This window comes from Solibacillus sp. FSL R7-0668 (assembly GCF_038006205.1).
Classification (GTDB): domain Bacteria; phylum Bacillota; class Bacilli; order Bacillales_A; family Planococcaceae; genus Solibacillus.
This window is the reverse complement of record NZ_JBBOUU010000001.1, coordinates 3682136-3700451: the sequence shown is the minus strand read 5'-3', so window position 1 is coordinate 3700451 and position 18316 is coordinate 3682136. Positions and strand designations below refer to the sequence as shown.

Annotated in this window: 19 protein-coding genes; 14 read left to right on the top strand and 5 right to left on the bottom strand. The window is 39.1% G+C overall.

All coding sequences use genetic code 11. From position 1 onward, the window contains the following. Window positions 1–48 precede the first annotated feature (48 nt). Both MKX47_RS18440 and MKX47_RS18435 read right to left on the bottom strand, forming a co-directional pair. Complete coding sequence (locus MKX47_RS18440) at window positions 49–1785, bottom strand: ABC transporter ATP-binding protein (protein WP_340777094.1); 1737 nt, start codon at window positions 1783–1785, stop codon at window positions 49–51. Continuing rightward, on the bottom strand, window positions 1782–3524 hold the full coding sequence (locus MKX47_RS18435) for an ABC transporter ATP-binding protein (RefSeq protein WP_340777091.1): 1743 nt from the start codon (window positions 3522–3524) through the stop codon (window positions 1782–1784). The genes MKX47_RS18440 and MKX47_RS18435 overlap by 4 nt, the downstream gene beginning before the upstream one ends. A 544-nt stretch (window positions 3525–4068) precedes the next feature. On the opposite strand from MKX47_RS18435, the gene MKX47_RS18430 reads away from it, so the two are divergent. From MKX47_RS18430 to MKX47_RS18405, 6 genes are all read left to right on the top strand, one after another. Further along, complete coding sequence (locus MKX47_RS18430; RefSeq protein ID WP_340777090.1) at window positions 4069–4638, top strand: hypothetical protein; 570 nt, start codon at window positions 4069–4071, stop codon at window positions 4636–4638. 148 nt (window positions 4639–4786) lie between these two features. Next, window positions 4787–5260: a fructose-2,6-bisphosphatase gene (locus MKX47_RS18425; RefSeq protein WP_340777087.1), complete on the top strand. Its 474-nt coding sequence runs from the start codon at window positions 4787–4789 to the stop codon at window positions 5258–5260. Window positions 5261–5275: 15 nt separating this feature from the next. Beyond that, window positions 5276–6856, top strand: a complete 1581-nt coding sequence (locus MKX47_RS18420) for an amidohydrolase (protein WP_340777086.1) — start codon at window positions 5276–5278, stop codon at window positions 6854–6856. Then, window positions 6843–7364 (top strand): DNA-deoxyinosine glycosylase, encoded by a 522-nt coding sequence (locus MKX47_RS18415; RefSeq protein WP_340777085.1) that lies wholly within the window; start codon window positions 6843–6845, stop codon window positions 7362–7364. Before MKX47_RS18420 ends, MKX47_RS18415 begins: the two co-directional genes overlap by 14 nt. A gap of 70 nt (window positions 7365–7434) precedes the next feature. Then, a complete protein-coding gene (locus MKX47_RS18410; RefSeq protein WP_340777084.1) occupies window positions 7435–7905 on the top strand; it encodes a DinB family protein in 471 nt (156 codons plus the stop codon). 60 nt (window positions 7906–7965) lie between these two features. After that, window positions 7966–8643: a DUF554 domain-containing protein gene (locus MKX47_RS18405; protein WP_340777083.1), complete on the top strand. Its 678-nt coding sequence runs from the start codon at window positions 7966–7968 to the stop codon at window positions 8641–8643. A 41-nt stretch (window positions 8644–8684) separates the two neighbouring features. On the opposite strand, the gene MKX47_RS18400 is transcribed toward MKX47_RS18405, so the two are convergent. Further along, entirely contained in the window at window positions 8685–9452 is a 768-nt protein-coding gene (locus MKX47_RS18400) for a TSUP family transporter (protein ID WP_340777082.1), read from the bottom strand. 134 nt (window positions 9453–9586) lie between these two features. On the opposite strand from MKX47_RS18400, the gene MKX47_RS18395 reads away from it, so the two are divergent. From MKX47_RS18395 to MKX47_RS18360, 8 genes are all read left to right on the top strand, one after another. Beyond that, entirely contained in the window at window positions 9587–10297 is a 711-nt protein-coding gene (locus tag MKX47_RS18395) for a YjjG family noncanonical pyrimidine nucleotidase (protein WP_340777081.1), read from the top strand. Window positions 10298–10439: 142 nt separating this feature from the next. Further along, on the top strand, window positions 10440–11105 hold the full coding sequence (locus MKX47_RS18390) for a nuclease-related domain-containing protein (RefSeq protein ID WP_340777080.1): 666 nt from the start codon (window positions 10440–10442) through the stop codon (window positions 11103–11105). Window positions 11106–11325: 220 nt separating this feature from the next. Continuing rightward, the gene (locus MKX47_RS18385) at window positions 11326–12084 is read left to right on the top strand and encodes an SDR family oxidoreductase (RefSeq protein ID WP_340777079.1); all 759 of its coding nucleotides are present in this window, start codon (window positions 11326–11328) and stop codon (window positions 12082–12084) included. Window positions 12085–12198: 114 nt separating this feature from the next. Continuing rightward, entirely contained in the window at window positions 12199–13098 is a 900-nt protein-coding gene (locus MKX47_RS18380) for a polysaccharide deacetylase family protein (RefSeq protein WP_340777077.1), read from the top strand. Between the two features lie 173 nt (window positions 13099–13271). Continuing rightward, a complete protein-coding gene (locus MKX47_RS18375; RefSeq protein WP_340777880.1) occupies window positions 13272–14108 on the top strand; it encodes a putative RNA methyltransferase in 837 nt (278 codons plus the stop codon). Window positions 14109–14114: 6 nt separating this feature from the next. After that, a complete protein-coding gene (locus tag MKX47_RS18370; RefSeq protein WP_340777074.1) occupies window positions 14115–14996 on the top strand; it encodes an NAD-dependent epimerase/dehydratase family protein in 882 nt (293 codons plus the stop codon). 72 nt (window positions 14997–15068) lie between these two features. After that, window positions 15069–15671 (top strand): lysophospholipid acyltransferase family protein, encoded by a 603-nt coding sequence (locus MKX47_RS18365; RefSeq protein ID WP_340777073.1) that lies wholly within the window; start codon window positions 15069–15071, stop codon window positions 15669–15671. A 54-nt stretch (window positions 15672–15725) separates the two neighbouring features. Next, window positions 15726–16181, top strand: a complete 456-nt coding sequence (locus MKX47_RS18360; RefSeq protein WP_340777071.1) for a low molecular weight protein-tyrosine-phosphatase — start codon at window positions 15726–15728, stop codon at window positions 16179–16181. Between the two features lie 44 nt (window positions 16182–16225). Here MKX47_RS18360 and MKX47_RS18355 read toward each other — a convergent pair whose 3' ends face one another. Together MKX47_RS18355 and MKX47_RS18350 are read right to left on the bottom strand one after the other, a co-directional pair. After that, window positions 16226–17587 carry a hypothetical protein gene (locus MKX47_RS18355; protein ID WP_340777069.1) on the bottom strand — a complete coding sequence of 454 codons (1362 nt, stop codon included), beginning with the start codon at window positions 17585–17587 and terminating at the stop codon, window positions 16226–16228. After that, window positions 17580–18098 (bottom strand): sigma-70 family RNA polymerase sigma factor, encoded by a 519-nt coding sequence (locus MKX47_RS18350; RefSeq protein ID WP_340777067.1) that lies wholly within the window; start codon window positions 18096–18098, stop codon window positions 17580–17582. The genes MKX47_RS18355 and MKX47_RS18350 overlap by 8 nt, the downstream gene beginning before the upstream one ends. Window positions 18099–18316: the final 218 nt, after the last annotated feature.

Below are 18316 nucleotides of genomic sequence, written 5' to 3'. Positions count from 1 at the left end.
AAGGGCGTATGGAGTCTTCAAAGTGAAGAGGCCATACGCCTTTCAATGTTATGAAGTTAGTGCACCTGACTGCAATCGGTACATTAGCTCATATTTCCCACCTAAGGCTACGAGCTCGTCGTGGTTACCTTGCTCAACAATTTCGCCACGGTCTAATACTAGGATTTTATCAGCATTTTTAATTGTTGATAAACGGTGTGCGATGATGAACGTTGTACGGCCTTGCTTTAAGACGTCCATCGCGTGTTGAATAATTTCCTCAGTTTCTGAGTCAATATTCGAAGTCGCTTCATCTAAAATTAAAATGGCGGGGTCAAATGCTAAGGCACGTGCAAAGGAAATAAGTTGGCGCTGACCTGAAGAAAGCGTACTTCCTTTTTCAATGACAGGCTCATCAATCCCTTTTTCAAATTTCGCTAATACACGCTCGCCACCAACTGCCTCTAACGCCTTTTCCACCATTTCACGTGTAATACGCGCATCATTTAAGCTCACGTTTGATGCAATGGTTCCTGTAAACAAGTAAGGATCTTGTAATACGATGCCCATATGCTCACGAATTGCTTGGCGCGGCAGCTTTGTAATGTCCTGCCCATCAATAACGATTCGCCCTTTTTGTGGATCGTAGAAGCGGAATAATAGGTTCATAATTGAGCTTTTCCCTGAGCCGGTATGACCAACAAGGGCAATCGTCTCACCTTGCTTTGCTTCAAAGTTGATGTTTTTTAATACGTAGTCGTTGTTTTTGTAAGCAAACGATACATTATCAAATACAACATTACCTTTATAGCGATCAATGCGTTTTAGACTAACATCTTCACCTTTTTGGTCTAGTAGTTCAAACACACGAGAACCTGCAACAAGTGAACGTTCTAATTGAGAGAATTGGTTGACTAGATTCGTGATTGGATTGAATAAACGTGTGATGTAATCAACGAATGCATATAAAGTACCCGCCGATATGGCCTCTGGTAAAGTCATCGATTGAGTACCGAAATAGTAGACAAATACAGCAAACATCAACAAGCGCAGAATATTAACTAAGTTATGACTTGTCGCAGAATCTAAAATTAATAATTTACGGTTGTAGGCATAGTGTTCGTCGTTCATCTCATCGAATTCAGCCTTCATTTGCTCCTCGCGACGAAACGCCTGAATAATCGTCATCCCATTAATGGATTCGTTAATCATCGCGTTAATATCCGCGATTTTTGTACGAATCACGTGGTTGTATTGTGATGCGTATTTGCGGTATAAAATCATCCATGCATAGACAATTGGAATTAACAGTAGCGCAAATAACGCCATTTTCCAATTTAAAATGAATAACGCAATATAGACGCCTGCAATTGTAATAAAGCTGTTGGCAAATTGAGAAAGTACTGTTACGTAAAGGTTTCGAATTGCCTCCGTATCATTTGTTACTCGGGCAACAACTTTTCCGGCTGGTAAGTTATCAAAGTATTCAATTGGTAGCTTTTGAATATGTCCAAAAATATCTTTACGTAGCTGTTGAACAACATGATTTGCGCCGCGCTGCAAGAAAATATTCATCGCATAGCGGAATACAGCGGTTAACACAGAAAGTAGGAAGAAAATCGAAAGTAAAATAATGATTGGTCTTGCTTCGATGCTTCCTGGTGTCATGTAATGGTCGATAATATATTTGGCGATAAATGGCCCTGCAATATCGGTAGCAACGGCAATTGTTAGTAAGAATAACCCGATTGAAATCGGCTTTTTAAATTGTAATGCGTAGAGATAAAGTCTTTTTGACGTACTCATGATTCCACCTCCTCAAGCTGCTGGCGGTCGAATTGTTCTTTATACCAGCCACCTAATAGAAGAAGCTCTTCATGTGTACCGCGCTCTACAATCAGTCCATCATCCAGCACGATAATTTCGTCGGCATGTTGGATTCCTGATAAGCGATGTGTTGAAATAATCGTCGTTTTTCCAGCACGCTCTGTTTGAATGTTTTCGATAATTTTTGATTCGGTTTTCGCGTCTACCGCGGATAACGAATCATCTAAAATTAAAATTTCTGGGTCTTTAATTAAAGCACGTGCAATGGATACACGCTGTTTTTGTCCACCTGATAAAGACACCCCTTTTTCACCAACAAGAGTTTCAATGCCAAGTGGTAAATTGGCTAAGTCTTTTTCGAAATCGGCTAAACGAATGGCTTCATCAATGTCAGCTTTCGTTGCCTCCTCTTTACCAAATAATATGTTTTCTCGAATCGTACGTGAGAACAACACATGATCTTGTGGTACATAGCCAATCCAGTCTAAAACTTGTTCTTTGTTCATGTTTGCTAAGTCCGTATCGTTAATGACGATATGACCATCACCAAGAGGGTATTCACGCAGTAATTGACGAATGAACGTCGTCTTACCAGCACCTGTTTTTCCTACGATACCTAGCGTTTGCCCTTTTTGTAAATTCAGCGAAATTTGCTGTAAGTTTTTTGCTTGAGATAATGGATATTGGAACGTGAACTCCGAGAATCCAATCGTGTTTGGTGATGTAAAGGCTGTTGCATGCGCAGGGTTTTTCACATCTGCCTCATAGTCTAATGTGTCTTGAACACGGTCTAATGAAGCACTCCCTTGCTGCATAACATTGATTAACTCTCCAATTGCAAACATCGGCCAAATCGCTAAACCTAAATAAACATTAAATGAAACAAGCTGACCTACGGATAATTGGTTATTCGAAACAAGCACTGCACCGTAGCCAAGCGCAATGACATAGCATATGCCCGTACCGATTTTCGTAATCGGCATGAACAGACCATTAATGTAAGCAACACGCATGTTTTTTGCGAAAATATTTTCGCTCATCTCACTAAAGCGCTCTTCGTCTTTTGTTTCCTGAACATAGGCACGAATAACACGTGTTCCAGCGACTGATTCTAAAACGCTATCATTCATTTCGCCGAATGCCCCTTGTGCGATCATATAGCGCTCATGAACAATTTTACCTAAATATTGGATAATAATCGCCATAATCGGAATAGGGAGCATAGAAAAGAATGTGAGCTTCCAAGAGATGAAGAAGCCCATCGCTAAAATAATGAGTGCCATAAATACAGTCGAATCAATTAATGTCATAATCCCAAAGCCTGCTGTTAAGGTAACAGCATTTAAGTCGTTTGTTGCTTTGGCCATTAAATCACCCGTACGATTCTTTTCATAAAACGTCGGCGTCATTTGTAAAAATTGATGCATTAATTTTTTTCGTAAAATACGGTCTAAGGCAATCGAGCCACCAAATAGCTGATATTGCCATACAAAATTCAGTGCATAGCTCACCGCTGCTGCAACAAGAATGAAGCCGATATACTTGTATAGCAGTGTACTACTCATTTCACCGTTCGTCATCGAGTCAATCGCTTCCCCTAAAATCATAGGAGGCAAGACTTCGATAACGCTCGCAATCATTAGTAATGTAATCGCGAGCATGTATTGTTTACGGTATTCTTTAAAAAACCATTTCATTTTGACAAACACATTAAACATTAGTTGTGTACCTTCTTTCTTTGAAGTTTGCTAAGTAGCTACCCATCGTCATAGAGATCCTGTCTTAATAGTTTTCGTTGCATGAAAATCATCATACAAAGCCCTCCCAAGAATTTTTTCACTAAATATCTGTCGTTTTGTCTGTCATACAAACAAAAAAGACACCAATCCGATTTTTCGAAAAGGTGTCAAAACGAAAAAGGGCGCAGATATAACCATACCTGTGCCCTTTTATTTACGTTCGAATTAACATTTAAAACAAAGAGTTAAGGTAGGCATGTATGATGTTGTATAGTTTGGTTGTAATTTTACAATTGGGTTCATCATGGTCATTGCCTCCTTTACTTAGTTTAAATTATTTAGTGTTCCTTAATATTAGTGTAGTGAATATTCATTGTCAATATTTTTAGAAAATATTTTATTTTCTTTCTTGGTATTTGTCTGGAAATTATTGTGACGATATATGAACAGTTATACTAGGATTCATTTACGAAATAGTGGAAGTATGGTACATTTTTGAGGATTCGAAAGGAGATGAACTTTCATGGGTAAATTAGTTGTTATTACAGGTTTAGATGGCAGTGGTACGAGTACAGTTGGCGATCAATTGCACTTCGAAGATCCAGGTTCTTCATTATTAAAATCACCGCCATATCCATTTTCATCAAATCGCCATGATATTGATGAAAAGTTATTCCATCAGTCACCAACCGCACACTATTTATACTACTTAGCATCAAATGTTCAATTAACAGAGGTAATCAATGAAAAAATGGCTGAGCATGACCATAATATTTATTGTATTCGCCATTTTATCGATACCGTTGTTTCGCACCGAGCAAAGGGTGTGGATGTAAAATATGAATACGAAACAGAACTTTACACAATCCGAAAGCCAGACTACATATTCTATTTAGATGTAGAAGAAGGTGAGCGTCAATTGCGTTTAGATGCACGTGGTCGAGGCTTTTTAGACGACCAATTAAATGATGAAGCATTGCGCCAGCGTTTTGTTGAAGAATTCCATGCATTAGAAAGTGAATTCATTCGTATCCAAACGACGGATCGAGAATTAACAGAGATTATTCAAGAAATCCAGAGCTATATCAAATGAAAATGCCCCCCTTTTTACATAGTGATAAGGGGGTTTTTTTAACGAGCTTAAAAATACGTACGCAATTATGCCTCGGTGTAGTTGGTATTTGAAAATTTAGATTATTTTCGTTATCGTAAAGTTAATACATCATAAGGAGTGGGAGCGCATGAAAAAGCTAGTTTTTGTATTATTGATGACCGTTGTGTTGGCTGCTTGTGGGACGGATAAAAAAGAGCCTACGAATACGGGACAAGGAAAATTAGAAGAAGCAGAAACAATTGTACTTTATAAAGCGGATAGCAATGCAGAATATACGATGCCATATGAAGAATCCTTTACAGGGAATGATGCAGATTTAGTACCGTTTATTTTTGAACATGTTAATCAGCATGAGGTTGAGCTATTGGATTATACCTTTGAGAATGACAATAAGAGCTTGATTTTAAATTTAGGTGATGATGTTTATACCATTCAAGGTTCGGCTGGGGCATCGATGTTTGTAGAAACATTAGCGAAATCTTATTTTGAAAATTTCGCAGAACTTGAGGAAATCACGTTTATTCACAAAGGCTCATATGAATCAATTTTAGACCATATGAATATTGGAGAGCCGTATACACGACAAGTTTTTGATATGTAGAATGGGGATATTACAATGAGGCAACTGTGGACAAATGGCGTTATTTATACAATGGAATATGAATGGGAAATAGTGCAAGCTGTACTTGTAGAGAGTGGGAAAATTCTTGCAACGGGAACGCTCGATGCGTTACAGCCTCTAGCAGACGAAATAATCGATTTACAGGGCGCGGTTATGTATCCGGGCTTTGTTGATAGTCATTTACACATGATAGGGCATGGTGAAAAGCTGAAGCGTTTGGATTTAACACATGCTAAAAGTGGCGAACAGCTTTTGCAATTGATTGGTGAAGCTTCAAATAAGCTCCAACCGGGTCAGTGGCTAATCGGAGAAGGTTGGAATGAAAATCAATTTACAGACAGCACTATTCCGACAAAAGAGCAATTCGATATGGTAACGTCTCATCCTATGTATTTAAATCGCATTTGTCACCATGTTGCGCTTGTGAATTCAGCAGCACTTGAACAAGCGAATATTTCATCTACAACACCAGATCCTAAAGGTGGAAAGTTTGGACGCACTGAAGATGGTCAGCTGAATGGCTTAATATATGAACAAGCGATGAATGTAGTGTCCGAAACCTTTCAGCAGCAGGGGGAGGCGTATATTGACAGTTTAGTACATTCGCTCGAGCTGGCAATTGCAGATATGCAACAGTACGGCTTAACAGGTGGTCATACGGAGGAGATGAGTTACTTTGGTGACTATACCAATCCATTAACGGCCTATCATAGAACGATTGGAGTGCATCAACATTTCCGTGTTAATTTATTGCGCCATCATGCCGTATTTGAACAGATGAATGAGCAGCAGGCGTCCTTTAACGAACCATTTATTGAGCCAGGTGCGATGAAGTTTTATGCAGATGGCTCCTTTGGGGGTTCGACTGCCGCACTTCTTGAGCCTTATGCAAATGATCCAACGAATAAAGGCATGCTTATTCATACGAATGATCAAATCGAGACTCTTGTTCAATTAGCCCGTCATTATAATGAAGCTGTAGCGATTCATTTAATTGGCGATGCGGGTGTGGAGCAAGTGCTTACATATTTAGAAAAATATCCTGTACCTCAAGGCAAGCGTGATCGTTTAATTCACTGCTGCTATATTTCAGATTGCCAATTACAGCGGATTAAACAGCTACCGGTTATTTTAGATTTGCAGCCGGCCTTTGTGACGTCTGATTTTCCATGGGTGCTCGAAAAACTAGGGCATAATCGAGCTGGGCATATTTATGCATGGAAAACATTTATAGAACAAGGTCTTATTTGTGCAGCGGGAACAGATGCACCGATTGAAGCCATTAGCCCGTTTGAAACGATTTATGCGGCAGTGGAACGTAAAAAGGCGGGCGATACGCATGATGGCTATGATGCTGCCCAAAAATTATCGCGCTACGAAGCGGTGAGAATGTATACGTTCGGTAGTGCGCAGGCGATTTGTAAGGAGCATGAGCGCGGATTAATAAAAGAGGGCTATGATGCCGATTTTACAATTTTAGATCGTGATTTATTAACCTGTGCATCAGAGGAAATTTTACAAACAATCGCTTTGAAAACTGTTGTAGCTGGGAAGGTTGTTTATGAGCGAGTATAACAAGATGCAACCGATTCAAAATATCCTACCGCCGATTGTGGACGAAAACACACGTGTCTTGGTTGTTGGCTCTATGCCAAGTAAGCAGTCGCTCGACAAACAGCAATATTACGGCAATGCACGCAATCACTTTTGGCCAATTATCGGTGAATTGTTTCATATTGAAATCCCAGATAGCTATGAAGAACGAATCGCACTTTTACGTGCCAATTACATCGGGCTATGGGACTCCATTGCGAGCTGCGAAAGAAAAGGTAGCTTAGATGCAACGATTAAAAATGAAGTACCGAATAATTTTGAAGCCTTATTTCAACAATACCCGCAAATTCAACTCGTGTTGTTTAATGGTGGAAAGAGCTTTGATGTTTTTAAAAAGCATGTTGGTTTACAGGTACTTGGAAACCGAGCTTATGAAAAAATGCCTTCCACAAGTCCAATCCCGGGAAAAAATATAAAGTCCTTTGAGGAAAAAGTACAGGTATGGCAAGTATTAAAGGCATTTAGATAAGTGTTTGAAATAGCGTAATGCGAGAGAGTTTTGTATGATAATGGTAGTAAAATATAAGGGGGATTTATATATGTATCGTGTAGCAGAAGATTTTGTTCAAGATTGGGCAATTGCATCTAAAGGGGTATTAAAAGTGATGCAAGCCATTCCAGATGACAAGATGGGTGTAGCTATTATAGAAGATCATAACTCTTTAGGTTGGCTATCATGGCATTTGATTCAAGTTGCAGGGGCATTTGGCCATTTTGCTGGGCTACAAATTCCAGCACCTGGCCCTGATATGAAGCAGCCGGAAACGATGGCTGAAATCACAGATATGTATGAACAGGTGCGCGAAGCTTATAAAAAGGAAGCGGCGACATTAACAGAACAGCAGCTGCTTGAAGAAGTACCAGCATTAGGTGGAACAATGAAGCGCGGGGCATTATTGCGCTTAGTCATTACACATCAAACGCATCATGTTGGCCAAATGACGGTATTATTGCGCCAAGCAGGGCTAAGTGTACCACCAGTAATGGGACCAACAATAGAAATGCAATAATTTATAAAGCTCCGAAGTTTTTCGGAGTTTTTTCATACATAAAACAAGGAGATTTACCGGATGTTTGGAATAATCGTCAATACGGTATTAATTATTTTAGGAACACTTATCGGTACAGTATTGAAAAAGGGCATTAAAGAGGAATACCAGGCAGCATTATTTAATGCAATGGGCTTTGCCGCAGTTGCATTAGGCGCAAATGCAATCGTGCAGAATATGCCGAAAAGTACCTATCCCGTACTATTTATTATGAGCCTAGCAATCGGGGGCTTGATCGGCGCTATGCTGAATGTAGATGGGAGATTTAATATGCTTGTAGCTCGCTTTGGAAATTCAAATTTAAGTAAGGGCCTTTCAACCGCGATTTTATTATTTTGTGTTGGGACCTTATCTATTTTAGGTCCGATTGAAAGCGCATTATATAATAACCATACCTATTTATTAACAAATGCTACGCTTGATTTGGTGACGTCGATGGCATTAGCAGCGACATATGGCATCGGTATTATGTTTGCTGCTGTGGTCTTGTTTTTCTGGCAGGGCGGCATTTATTTAGCGGCTGGTTATTTAGAGCCGTTTTTAACGGAGAGCTTAATGACGGAAGTATCGATTGTTGGGGGTGTGCTTATTTTAGCGTCGGGGCTATCTATTTTAGGAATAAAGGATAGTAAAACGTTAAATATGCTCCCGGCACTTCTGGTACCGGTTGTTTGGTTTATCATCATTGGCTTAATATGACAAAAAGCTTGTTCATTATAATTCGAACAAGCTTTTTCTGATTAAAAGAAATAATCATACGCATTTTTGGCAAGCAGTGTAAATGTCACAATAATGAATAGCACGCGCACATAGCCACTACCTCGTTTAATGGCATAGCGTGAGCCTACCATTGCCCCGGCAATTTGCGATAAGCCCATAATGATTCCGTACCCATAATTAACCTGACCTAAATAGATAAACATCAATAATGCGCCGACATTACTCGTTAAGTTAAGTAGTTTGGCATTGCCTGCTGCTTTTAAAAAATCATAGCCTACTACTAAAAAGGCAAAGATTAAAAAGGAGCCAGTTCCCGGGCCTAAAAAGCCATCATAAAAGCCAATTAATGCTATAACAAGGAAAAATAAGAGATATTTCGGCTTTGAAAGATTTTTGACCCCAGAAATGCCACCCCAATCCTTTTTTAATATTGTATAAACCGCTACAATCGCTAACATGAGTAGCATGAGCGGTTTTAATAAATTGGGGTCGAGCAAATGCACGATCCATGCACCTATAATCGAACAAATAAAGACAAATGGTACAAATTTTAAGACCGATTTTAAATCCAATTTACCAGACCGATAAAATGTAATCGTACTTGTTAAAGCGCCCATCGAACTAGCTAGTTTATTTGTAGCTACTGCAGCAGAGGGACTTAAACCTGCGAACATGAGTGCAGGCAATGAAATAAGGCCACCTCCACCAACAACCGAATCAATAAATGCCGCCAAAAAACCAAAGCCAATTAAGATAATAATGAGCTGTGGGTCTAAATCAAAACCCATAAAAGAAACCTTCTTTCTATACATTCACTATAGGCATGTTACACGAAAGATGTTGATGGTGTAAATAGTTAATATTTTAGGGGGTTTATGATAAGGTAAGTGAATGAGATTGAACGAAATGGAGTTTTAAGCAAATGAAGGACTACCAATTTTTATTTTTCGATTTAGATGATACATTATTAGATTTTAAAGCAGCAGAAAAGATAGCGCTCCCTAAATTATTTGCAGCGCATGATTTTCCACTAACACCTGAAGTGGAGCATGTTTACCAGAAGATTAATGGTGGATTATGGACGGCTTTAGAGCAAGGACAGGTAACACGACAAGAGCTAATGGCAACACGTTTCGGTAAAACATTTGAATATTTCGGCCGCAATGTAGACGGTCCTGCATTAGATGCAGAATTTCGTAGTTACTTAGCAGAAAGCAAAGTATTTGTTGAGGGCGCTCTAGAAACGATTCAATTATTAGCCCCAACATATGAGCTCTATATTACATCAAATGGCATTTCAGAAACACAAGCCAAACGCCTACAAGTAACAGGCTTAGCCCCGTATTTTAAGCAAGTATTTGTCTCTGAAGATACAGGCTATCAGAAGCCGATGAAGCCATTTTTTGATTATGTATTTGAACGTATTCCGCATTTTGACCCCGAAAAGGCAATGATTATCGGGGATTCCTATAGTGCAGATATAATCGGTGGTGCAGGGGCTGGTATTGACACATGCTGGCTAAATCCACTGAAAAAGGCGCCAACAACAACCGTTTTGCCAACCTATACGATAGAAAAATTAGAGCAGCTGGTTGCTCTCATCGGTCAGGATCAGCAATCACTAAAAAAATGATGATTACTAGTACTTTTCCGTTATTTCTTGCTTTATACAAAGGATAATTGTAATAGTAAAAGTGGTCTATAGGTGCATAGAAAAGACCCATGAGGTTTGTTAAAATGAAGGATAATGAAGCATGAGGCAAGGAGTGGGCTCTGTGGCACTAGTTTTAATAGTAGTAGCGCTTGTTATAATAAGTTACTTTATGGTAAATATATACCGTCATGATAATTCCCCATTTTATAAACTGACGGGGTATTCTTACTTAGATATGCTAGCCAGCAAAAAAATTCGCAAAATGTATAAAATAGTTGATGTATTAAATCAAGTAAATGGTCCCCACAAAATTTTGGTGGATGTACAAATCCCAGTGAATGATGAGCAAAAATCAATCGATGCGGTATTATTACATGAGTCGGGCATTTATGTGATTGATATGAGAGCAAAATCAGGTTGGATTAATGGCCGTGAGCGTGATTATGAATGGAAAGAGTTATTACATAAGGGAAAGAGTCGTACATTCAATAATCCAATCCATGAAACAAAGCTTCTCATGTTTGCTCTACAAGATCAGCTATCAGAAGTGGATGAACAGGTATTTCAATCTGTCGTATTATTCACAAATGATTGTTCGTTCCAGCAAATTGAAATTGAGTCAGAAAATGTAGAAGTATTAAAAATGAAGGATCTAAAAAAATGGACGAGTACGCTCAAGGGGAAAGCCATTTCAGAACCTGACATTCAAACATTATTTGTGGCATTAGAAAGCACGATGAATACAAAGAGTGCTCTGTTAAAAGCAAATAAGGTATCGACTGTATAAACATTAAGCTAAGTAGATTAGAAGTGTCTGCTTAGCTTTTTTTATGTTTTGTGGAGAATTGGCTATACGGGAACAGCTATAGATAAAGAAGACATAAAAGTGTACGATTTAGAATAATTTGGGTTCCCTAATGAAAAAAAGAATCCATGGTGCAGAGGATTTTGTAGTGAATTGTCGAAATACTGAGTGTAGTAAAAATTTCTGTTTGGGAGGTTTTTTCATGAGATTACAAGGTAAAGTAGCAGTTGTAACAGGGGCAGCATCCGGTATGGGGAAAGCCATTGCCATCTTATTTGCTAAAGAGGGCGCAAAGGTTGTTGTTTCAGATTTGACGTTAGAGGGTGCGGGTACAACCGTTTCAGAAATTACAGCATTGGGAGGTACGGCAACGGCTGTTGTATCCAATGTAGCAGTTGAAGCAGACATTCATAAGCTGATTAAAGCAGCTCAAAATAGCTATGGTACACTTGATATATTAGTCAATAATGCAGGCATCATGGATGATTTCTCTCCAGTAGGGGATGTAAAAGATGAATTATGGGACCGCGTGTTTGATGTGAACGTTAAAGGTGTTATGCGTGGAATTCGTCAAGCGATGCCGATTTTCTTAGAAAAAGGTGCAGGTACAATTATTAATATCGCTTCTGTAGGTGGTTTATATGGTTCACGTGCTGGTGCAGCCTATACAGCAGCTAAGCATGCGGTAGTCGGACTTACGAAGAACACCGCCTTCCAATATGCAGAAAAAGGAATTAAATGTAATGCAATAGCCCCTGGTGGAGTTAATACAAATATTGGAGCAAGTTTCCAAAGTGCAAATGAACATGGTTTGGCTCGTGCAATGGCAGGCGCTGGATTCAATCCACGTTCGGGGGAGCCAGAAGATATTGCACGTGTCGCTCTATTTTTGGCCACGGAAGATTCAGATTTTGTAAATGGTGTTGTCATTACGGCAGATGCAGGGTGGACAGCCTACTAATACATGACTTTTGAAATGCTCGGAAATTTTTCGAGCATTTTTTTATATTTTATCAACTTTTTGATGTTCTTCATACGTCTATATATGTAGAATAGACGGGTGGAGGGTAGCAAGATGCGCAAAAAAATAATAATAATAATAATCGGTATTTTAGTTGGGTTGGTAAGCTTGCTGATTATTCGATGGCCGGCAAGTCCAATTGGTACAAATGCTGAAAATATAGGTATGAACGCGACGTATCACGAACAACAAGGCTATGAACAATTTGTAAAGCAATTACCACAACAAACATGGAATAAAATGGACTTGAGTCATCCTTTTTATATGGATAAAGGTGGACTTCACCGTGTTATTCGTGATTGTGAAGCATACATAACGGTGAGTGAGTTATTGGTAAATACAGAAGAGACCGAAGAGGAAAATCAAAAGGAACCGATTGAAGAGCCTCAGCCACAAGAACAGCGCAAACAAATAGCGCTAACATTCGATGATGGTCCTAACGATAAGAGTACAGTACAAATTTTAAATGTTTTGCAAAAGCATGATGTGAAGGCAACATTTTTTGTGCTAGGGATAAATGTAGTAAAACATCCGGAAATTGTAAAACAAGCGGCGCAACAAGGACATGAAATTGCTAGTCATACATGGAGTCATAAAAACTTGACGAAATTAACACCAGCTCAAATGCATGAGGAAATCGACCGTGCAAGCAATGCAATATTTGAGGCAATAGGACAGTACCCAACAGCATATCGTCCACCTTATGGAGCGATTGATGAGAATGTACGCAACGAAATTAAGGTCAATTCGGTGTTATGGAATATCGACACAATGGATTGGAAGCATAAAACACCTGCTAAAACATTAGAGAGTGTAAAATTACATGCAAAAGATCGAAGTGTCATTTTAATGCATGATATTCATCAGGAAACAGCGGATGCACTAGACGCCGTTATTCAATATTTAAAGCAAGAAAACTATGAATTTGTGACGATTGATGAATTATATCAATAGAATAATAATTTTAGGGAGCTAGTGATCACTAGTTCCCTTTTTTATAGTGATTAAGGGGATCTAGCGGAAGAAGACCTATCAACTCGCAAGCATGTGGCAAGAATGGAGTTTTTCTAATTTCACATCATTTATGGTACGATACTAGCGAACAACAAGAGAAGGAGAATCTGATGATGGGTCTATTATCAAAACGCGCGCAAAGTATTCAACAGTTTCAACAAATAATTGAAATTTTTGCATGCCCACTGTGTAAACAACAAATGACAATGAGCGATGAAGGTAAAATGAGCTGTCCGTCGAACCATTCCTTTGATGTTGCCAAGCAAGGGTATATCTATTTATTAAGTCATCCGATGCAATCGATGTATTCAAAAGACTTATTTGAATCGCGTCATGAAGTAATTCAATCAGGCATATATGACCAAGTACAACAGGTTATTGCCGGGGAAATAAACGACCAATATCCCATTATTTTAGATACAGGCTGCGGGGAGGGCTCCCATCTACACCGTATTTGTCAGCGACTTGATGGCGCAATAGGCGTTGGTGTTGATATTGCAAAGGAAGGCATTGTTGCTGCAGCAAAGTTTTATAATGAAGAGATTTGGTGTGTAGGCGATTTAGCAAACAGTCCATACAATGAAGCAGCATTTGATGTCATTTTAAATTTTTTATCGCCTGCAAATTACGAAGAATTTAAGCGTCTTTTAAAGCCGGGGGGTAAGGTGATTAAAGTCGTACCTCAGGAAAATTATTTAAAGGAATTACGTGTGCAAGCCTTTGCTGATTCAGAAAAAGAAAATTATTCCAATGAGCGAACGGTCGAGCGCTTTAAGGCGAGCTTTAACAAGGTAGATATAAAACGAGTAACCTATACGCTTCCACTTGCTGAACATCTGGTGCAGAAATTACTAGAAATGACGCCGATTGGATGGCATATTGAACATAAGGAAAATATTAAGCTACAGCAAATTACGATTGATTTAGATCTATTAATTGGAATGGAGTAATGGACTATGAAAATTTTAGTATTAGGTGGCACACGCTTTTTTGGAAGAAAATTAGTTGAAAATTTATTAGCCGATAACCATGAAGTAACGATTGTAACGCGCGGGATGTCCGAAAATCCTTTTGGTGACAAGGTTGCGCATATTAAGGTCGATCGTAGAGATGCTGAGGCCTTTCAAACCGCGTTAGCCAATAGAACATACGATGTTGTTTTCGATAATATTTGCTATTCACCAAATGAAGCAAAGCAGCTTTGTGAAATTTTCAACGGATCAATACAAAAATTGGTCTTTACATCGACATTGTCTACCTATGAAGCCAATGGTATTGCCCATGTGGAAGAAGATTTTAATCCATATAATTACGAAATACGTATGGGCGATACGCATGAGTTTACGTACGGTGAAGGGAAGCGTCAAGCTGAGGCCGTATTTTACAAATATGCACAATTTCCAGTTGTAGCGGTTCGATTCCCAATTGTTATGGGCGAGGATGATTACACGCGTCGGCTGCATTTCCATATCAAACGCATTCTGAATGATGAGCCAATTGGATTTGTTAATATGGATGCCGAGATGTCGTTCATTCAAGCAACTGAAGCAGCAGAGTTTTTAGCATGGGTAGGCATGAAAGATATAGAAGGCCCAATTAATGCAACAGCGAATGGAATCATTTCATTGAAAGATTTAATTGCCTTAATTGAAGAAAAAACGAATAAACGTGCGAAAATTTCATTGCTCGGTACAGACGAAATTCGTTCACCCTATGCAATTCCGGCATCATGGTATATGAATAATGAGCGTGCAACGAAAAAAGGTTTTGCCTTTAGTCATTTGGCGGATTGGTTGCCAAGCTTAGTTGAAGCAATTGCCAAAGCAAGTGAGAAATAGTTTCGGTTGAAGCAATAGTGAATTATCGCTTACAATAGAATGACAATGAACGAATAAGGTAGGAAACGAATCGTGTATAAATTTATCGCAGGTGTAGTAAACGGAATTTTAGGGGTTAATGGGTCCAAGGCAAAAGTATATGGTGTCGAAAATGTACCAAAAGAGGGCGGCTTTGTTGTGGCGTGTACACATAATGGCTATATCGATATTTTAAATTTAGGTTTATCGATGCTGCCTCGTGAAATTCATTTCATGGCCAAGAAGCAGTTATTTGACATTAAAGGATTAGGCTGGCTTATTACTAAATTAAATGCCTTTCCGGTAGACCGTGACAACCCGGGACCAAGTGTTATTAAAATTCCTCGTCAATTAATTAAAGAAGGCAAAATTGTTGGTATTTTCCCAAGTGGCACACGTAGCTCAGAAAATTCAGAGCTAAAGGCGGGTGCTGTAACGATTGCACAGCTTTCGAAATCGCAAATATTACCAGCTGCTTATATTGGACCAAAAGATGCAAAGAGTGTATTCAAACGTCAAAAAGGTTATTTAATTTACGGCAAGCCTTTTACAGTGGAGTCTGGCAAAGAAGGTCGTGACGCATCAGTGCAATTTTTAGAAGAAGAATTAGTGCGTTTAACGAACGAGCTAAAAGCCAAACATCCCGAAGTAAAATAAGATGCGAGCTGTACGAAACTTTTCGTGCAGCTTCTTTCAATGAGGAGTGAAAAAATGAAAAAGGTGCTTTTTATTTGTTTAGGCAATATTTGTCGTTCCCCAATGGCTGAAGCAGTGATGCGCGATTTAATAAAAAAGCGCGGATTAACTAGCCAAATTAAAGTCGATTCAGCTGGCACAAGTGATTACCATATTGACGAGCCCCCACATCGGGGAACAAAGGCAAAGCTACAGCAATATGGCATCACAACGAGCGGAATGAGAGCACGCCAATTACGCAGCTCGGATTTACATGATTTTGATTATTTAGTATGCATGGACGAGAGCAATGTGCGTAATACGATTGAGATGCTACGAGCAGAGGGCGATGCAAAGGTGTTTCGCTTTTTAGATTTAACATCACATCAAAAGGATGTGCCTGATCCGTGGTATACCGGTGATTTTCAAGAGACGTATGACTTATGCGTGGAAGGCTGCGAGGCATTATTGGAGAAAGTGTTAGAAGGTTAAATTAAAAATGCCCGCCAATCATTAAAGAATGGTGGGCATTTGGTTTATGGCAAATAAACTTCGGTTGTTTTTGTTGGTCTGTTATATTGCTGCCAATGATAAATTGTATCTGCTTTGGCATCATTTATGTCAGCTACTTCCAGTTGAATCATAGTATCATCTATCCAATCATAATGAGTGATGGGATAGCTTTGTTCACTAAAGTAGACTTCTTGAGAAGTAGGCACCTCTGCTTGCATCGTTGTGATGTTAACAATTTGGAGCATCGAGCGTTCAATAAGGGTATCCTCAAGTGGCTCGATATAGCGCAATGCAATGATTACCTTTTCGAGATTTGGTGAGCGTTTGAAACTCATCTTACTTCCAAAAACAACAGGCCCACTAATAATGGTTTTGCCGTTTCGAACGACAAATGCAAGCTGGCAATTATAATCCCCGCAATAAGCAGCGAACATCCCGAACTCTCCTTCGTCTGTTCGGAATAGTGGCTCGTATGTGATTTCAAAATCATCCGTTGTCGTGTAAGGCTGCATCGGATCAATAAAGGGTAATTCCTGCAGCGGTAGTAATTCGAGCTCATTTGTGTCGACGTTTAAAATCGAAATGGTTTCGTCAGATGTCGTTGCAGGTGGCTCATTAATTGAGGCAAGGGAAGACGCTACACGATAGCCGTCACTTGTCTCGAAAACCCGAGCGACTAAGCCATAGCCCTCTACATAATAATAATTATTTTCCCCCCCCTCAACTTCTTCCGTAAGCATAATGGCATTAGAGAACGTTTGGTACGGTGTTTTAATTTCTACAGGCATTTGAATAGACAGATCGCCAACCTTGTCTTCATTTGTAAGAGGCCATTGTAAAACCGTTTGAGCTGTTGGCAGAGCTGATAATTCAAGTTCAGTAAATACTTTAGCTGTTGGTTCGGCAATCTCTTGGTAGACAAGTTCAATGGTTTTGTCTGTAATGCGATAAATCTTTTGAGAAACGGCCCCGCCATTATCCTCTAAAATTTGGACATAATCATCAAATAACCATGTCGTTTTTTCTGTAAAGCTTGCAAACTCATTACCCGAGCCTAAAAAGTGCGCGACATCGCCGTCTTGCTTAAAGAATGTTTTAAGCGTTTCACGATAGTCTTTTGGCTCTTTTATTTCAACTGATGGTTCCTCTAGTTCGGTAGGTATTCGTGTTGCTTTATTTGGCTCATTTGTTGAAAAGGGATTGATGATGACCGCAATGACAGCAAGCAATGCGATAAACCCCGCAAATGTTGCATAGTACAGCTTTTGTGTTGCTTTTTTATTTTTTGCTTGTCGTTTATTATCATTGACGTGATTCATAATGCGTTCCACCCTTTGTGATGTATTGCCCATCTTATGATCGAGCTGGCGTTTCACTTCATTCATGTGAGAGCACCTCCCATGCATCTTGAGATAATTGACCTTTTAATAATTGCCGTGCTCTACGAAGTCTTGTTTTAACGGTATTATCGGAAATCGCTAGTAATGTAGCGACTTCTAGTACAGATAGTTCCTCATAGTAATAATGGATAATGACCTCTCGTAAATGAATCGGTAATGCTAATACGGCCTCAGCAATATCAAGCCGCTCTTCCTTTTCGATTGTATGGGCCGTTTCTTTTTTGCTGCCGAAAAACTGATTCGTCAGTGTGAGCTTGCGATATTTCCAGCTTTTTAAATAATCCTTGCATTTATTGATGACGATTCGAACAAGATAGGTTTTAAGAGAAGAACGCTCCTCGAATTGCTCAAATTTTAAATAATATGTTAAAAATGTATCTTGTACGATATCTTCAGCTACTTGCCAATCCTTAACGTATAAATACGCAATTCGTAACAAATAATCACTATGTGCTTTCATCGCCTCTCCAAAAGCATGTTCATCTGAGAGTAGCATCTAAGCATCCGCTCCTTTCTCCTTTTTGGTGAACAGGAAAGTATACGTTATCACATATAGAAAGACAGCTATTCACATTATTTTTGGCGCAAAGGTTGTTTTTCTTATCCATTAGACGAGGAAAATGCCAAGTACGTTTTAGTACAAATGAAAAAAATTTAAACACTTGGGCTATTTATACGATAAGTTATTGTAAGCATCATTTCGGGTAATTATTT

Excerpts from the sequence above, each read along its gene's own strand:
- MKX47_RS18370 (WP_340777074.1), top strand. The coding sequence starts at position 14,115 with ATGAAAATTTTAGTATTAGGTGGCACACGCTTTTTTGGAAGAAAATTA.
- MKX47_RS18430 (WP_340777090.1), top strand. The coding sequence starts at position 4,069 with ATGGGTAAATTAGTTGTTATTACAGGTTTAGATGGCAGTGGTACGAGT.
- MKX47_RS18400 (WP_340777082.1), bottom strand. The coding sequence starts at position 9,452 with ATGGGTTTTGATTTAGACCCACAGCTCATTATTATCTTAATTGGCTTT.
- MKX47_RS18350 (WP_340777067.1), bottom strand. The coding sequence starts at position 18,098 with ATGCTACTCTCAGATGAACATGCTTTTGGAGAGGCGATGAAAGCACAT.
- MKX47_RS18405 (WP_340777083.1), top strand. The coding sequence starts at position 7,966 with ATGTTTGGAATAATCGTCAATACGGTATTAATTATTTTAGGAACACTT.
- MKX47_RS18360 (WP_340777071.1), top strand. The coding sequence starts at position 15,726 with ATGAAAAAGGTGCTTTTTATTTGTTTAGGCAATATTTGTCGTTCCCCA.
- MKX47_RS18380 (WP_340777077.1), top strand. The coding sequence starts at position 12,199 with ATGCGCAAAAAAATAATAATAATAATAATCGGTATTTTAGTTGGGTTG.
- MKX47_RS18425 (WP_340777087.1), top strand. The coding sequence starts at position 4,787 with ATGAAAAAGCTAGTTTTTGTATTATTGATGACCGTTGTGTTGGCTGCT.
- MKX47_RS18435 (WP_340777091.1), bottom strand. The coding sequence starts at position 3,524 with ATGTTTAATGTGTTTGTCAAAATGAAATGGTTTTTTAAAGAATACCGT.
- MKX47_RS18375 (WP_340777880.1), top strand. The coding sequence starts at position 13,272 with ATGGGTCTATTATCAAAACGCGCGCAAAGTATTCAACAGTTTCAACAA.
- MKX47_RS18420 (WP_340777086.1), top strand. The coding sequence starts at position 5,276 with ATGAGGCAACTGTGGACAAATGGCGTTATTTATACAATGGAATATGAA.
- MKX47_RS18415 (WP_340777085.1), top strand. The coding sequence starts at position 6,843 with ATGAGCGAGTATAACAAGATGCAACCGATTCAAAATATCCTACCGCCG.
- MKX47_RS18410 (WP_340777084.1), top strand. The coding sequence starts at position 7,435 with ATGTATCGTGTAGCAGAAGATTTTGTTCAAGATTGGGCAATTGCATCT.
- MKX47_RS18440 (WP_340777094.1), bottom strand. The coding sequence starts at position 1,785 with ATGAGTACGTCAAAAAGACTTTATCTCTACGCATTACAATTTAAAAAG.
- MKX47_RS18355 (WP_340777069.1), bottom strand. The coding sequence starts at position 17,587 with ATGAATGAAGTGAAACGCCAGCTCGATCATAAGATGGGCAATACATCA.
- MKX47_RS18385 (WP_340777079.1), top strand. The coding sequence starts at position 11,326 with ATGAGATTACAAGGTAAAGTAGCAGTTGTAACAGGGGCAGCATCCGGT.
- MKX47_RS18395 (WP_340777081.1), top strand. The coding sequence starts at position 9,587 with ATGAAGGACTACCAATTTTTATTTTTCGATTTAGATGATACATTATTA.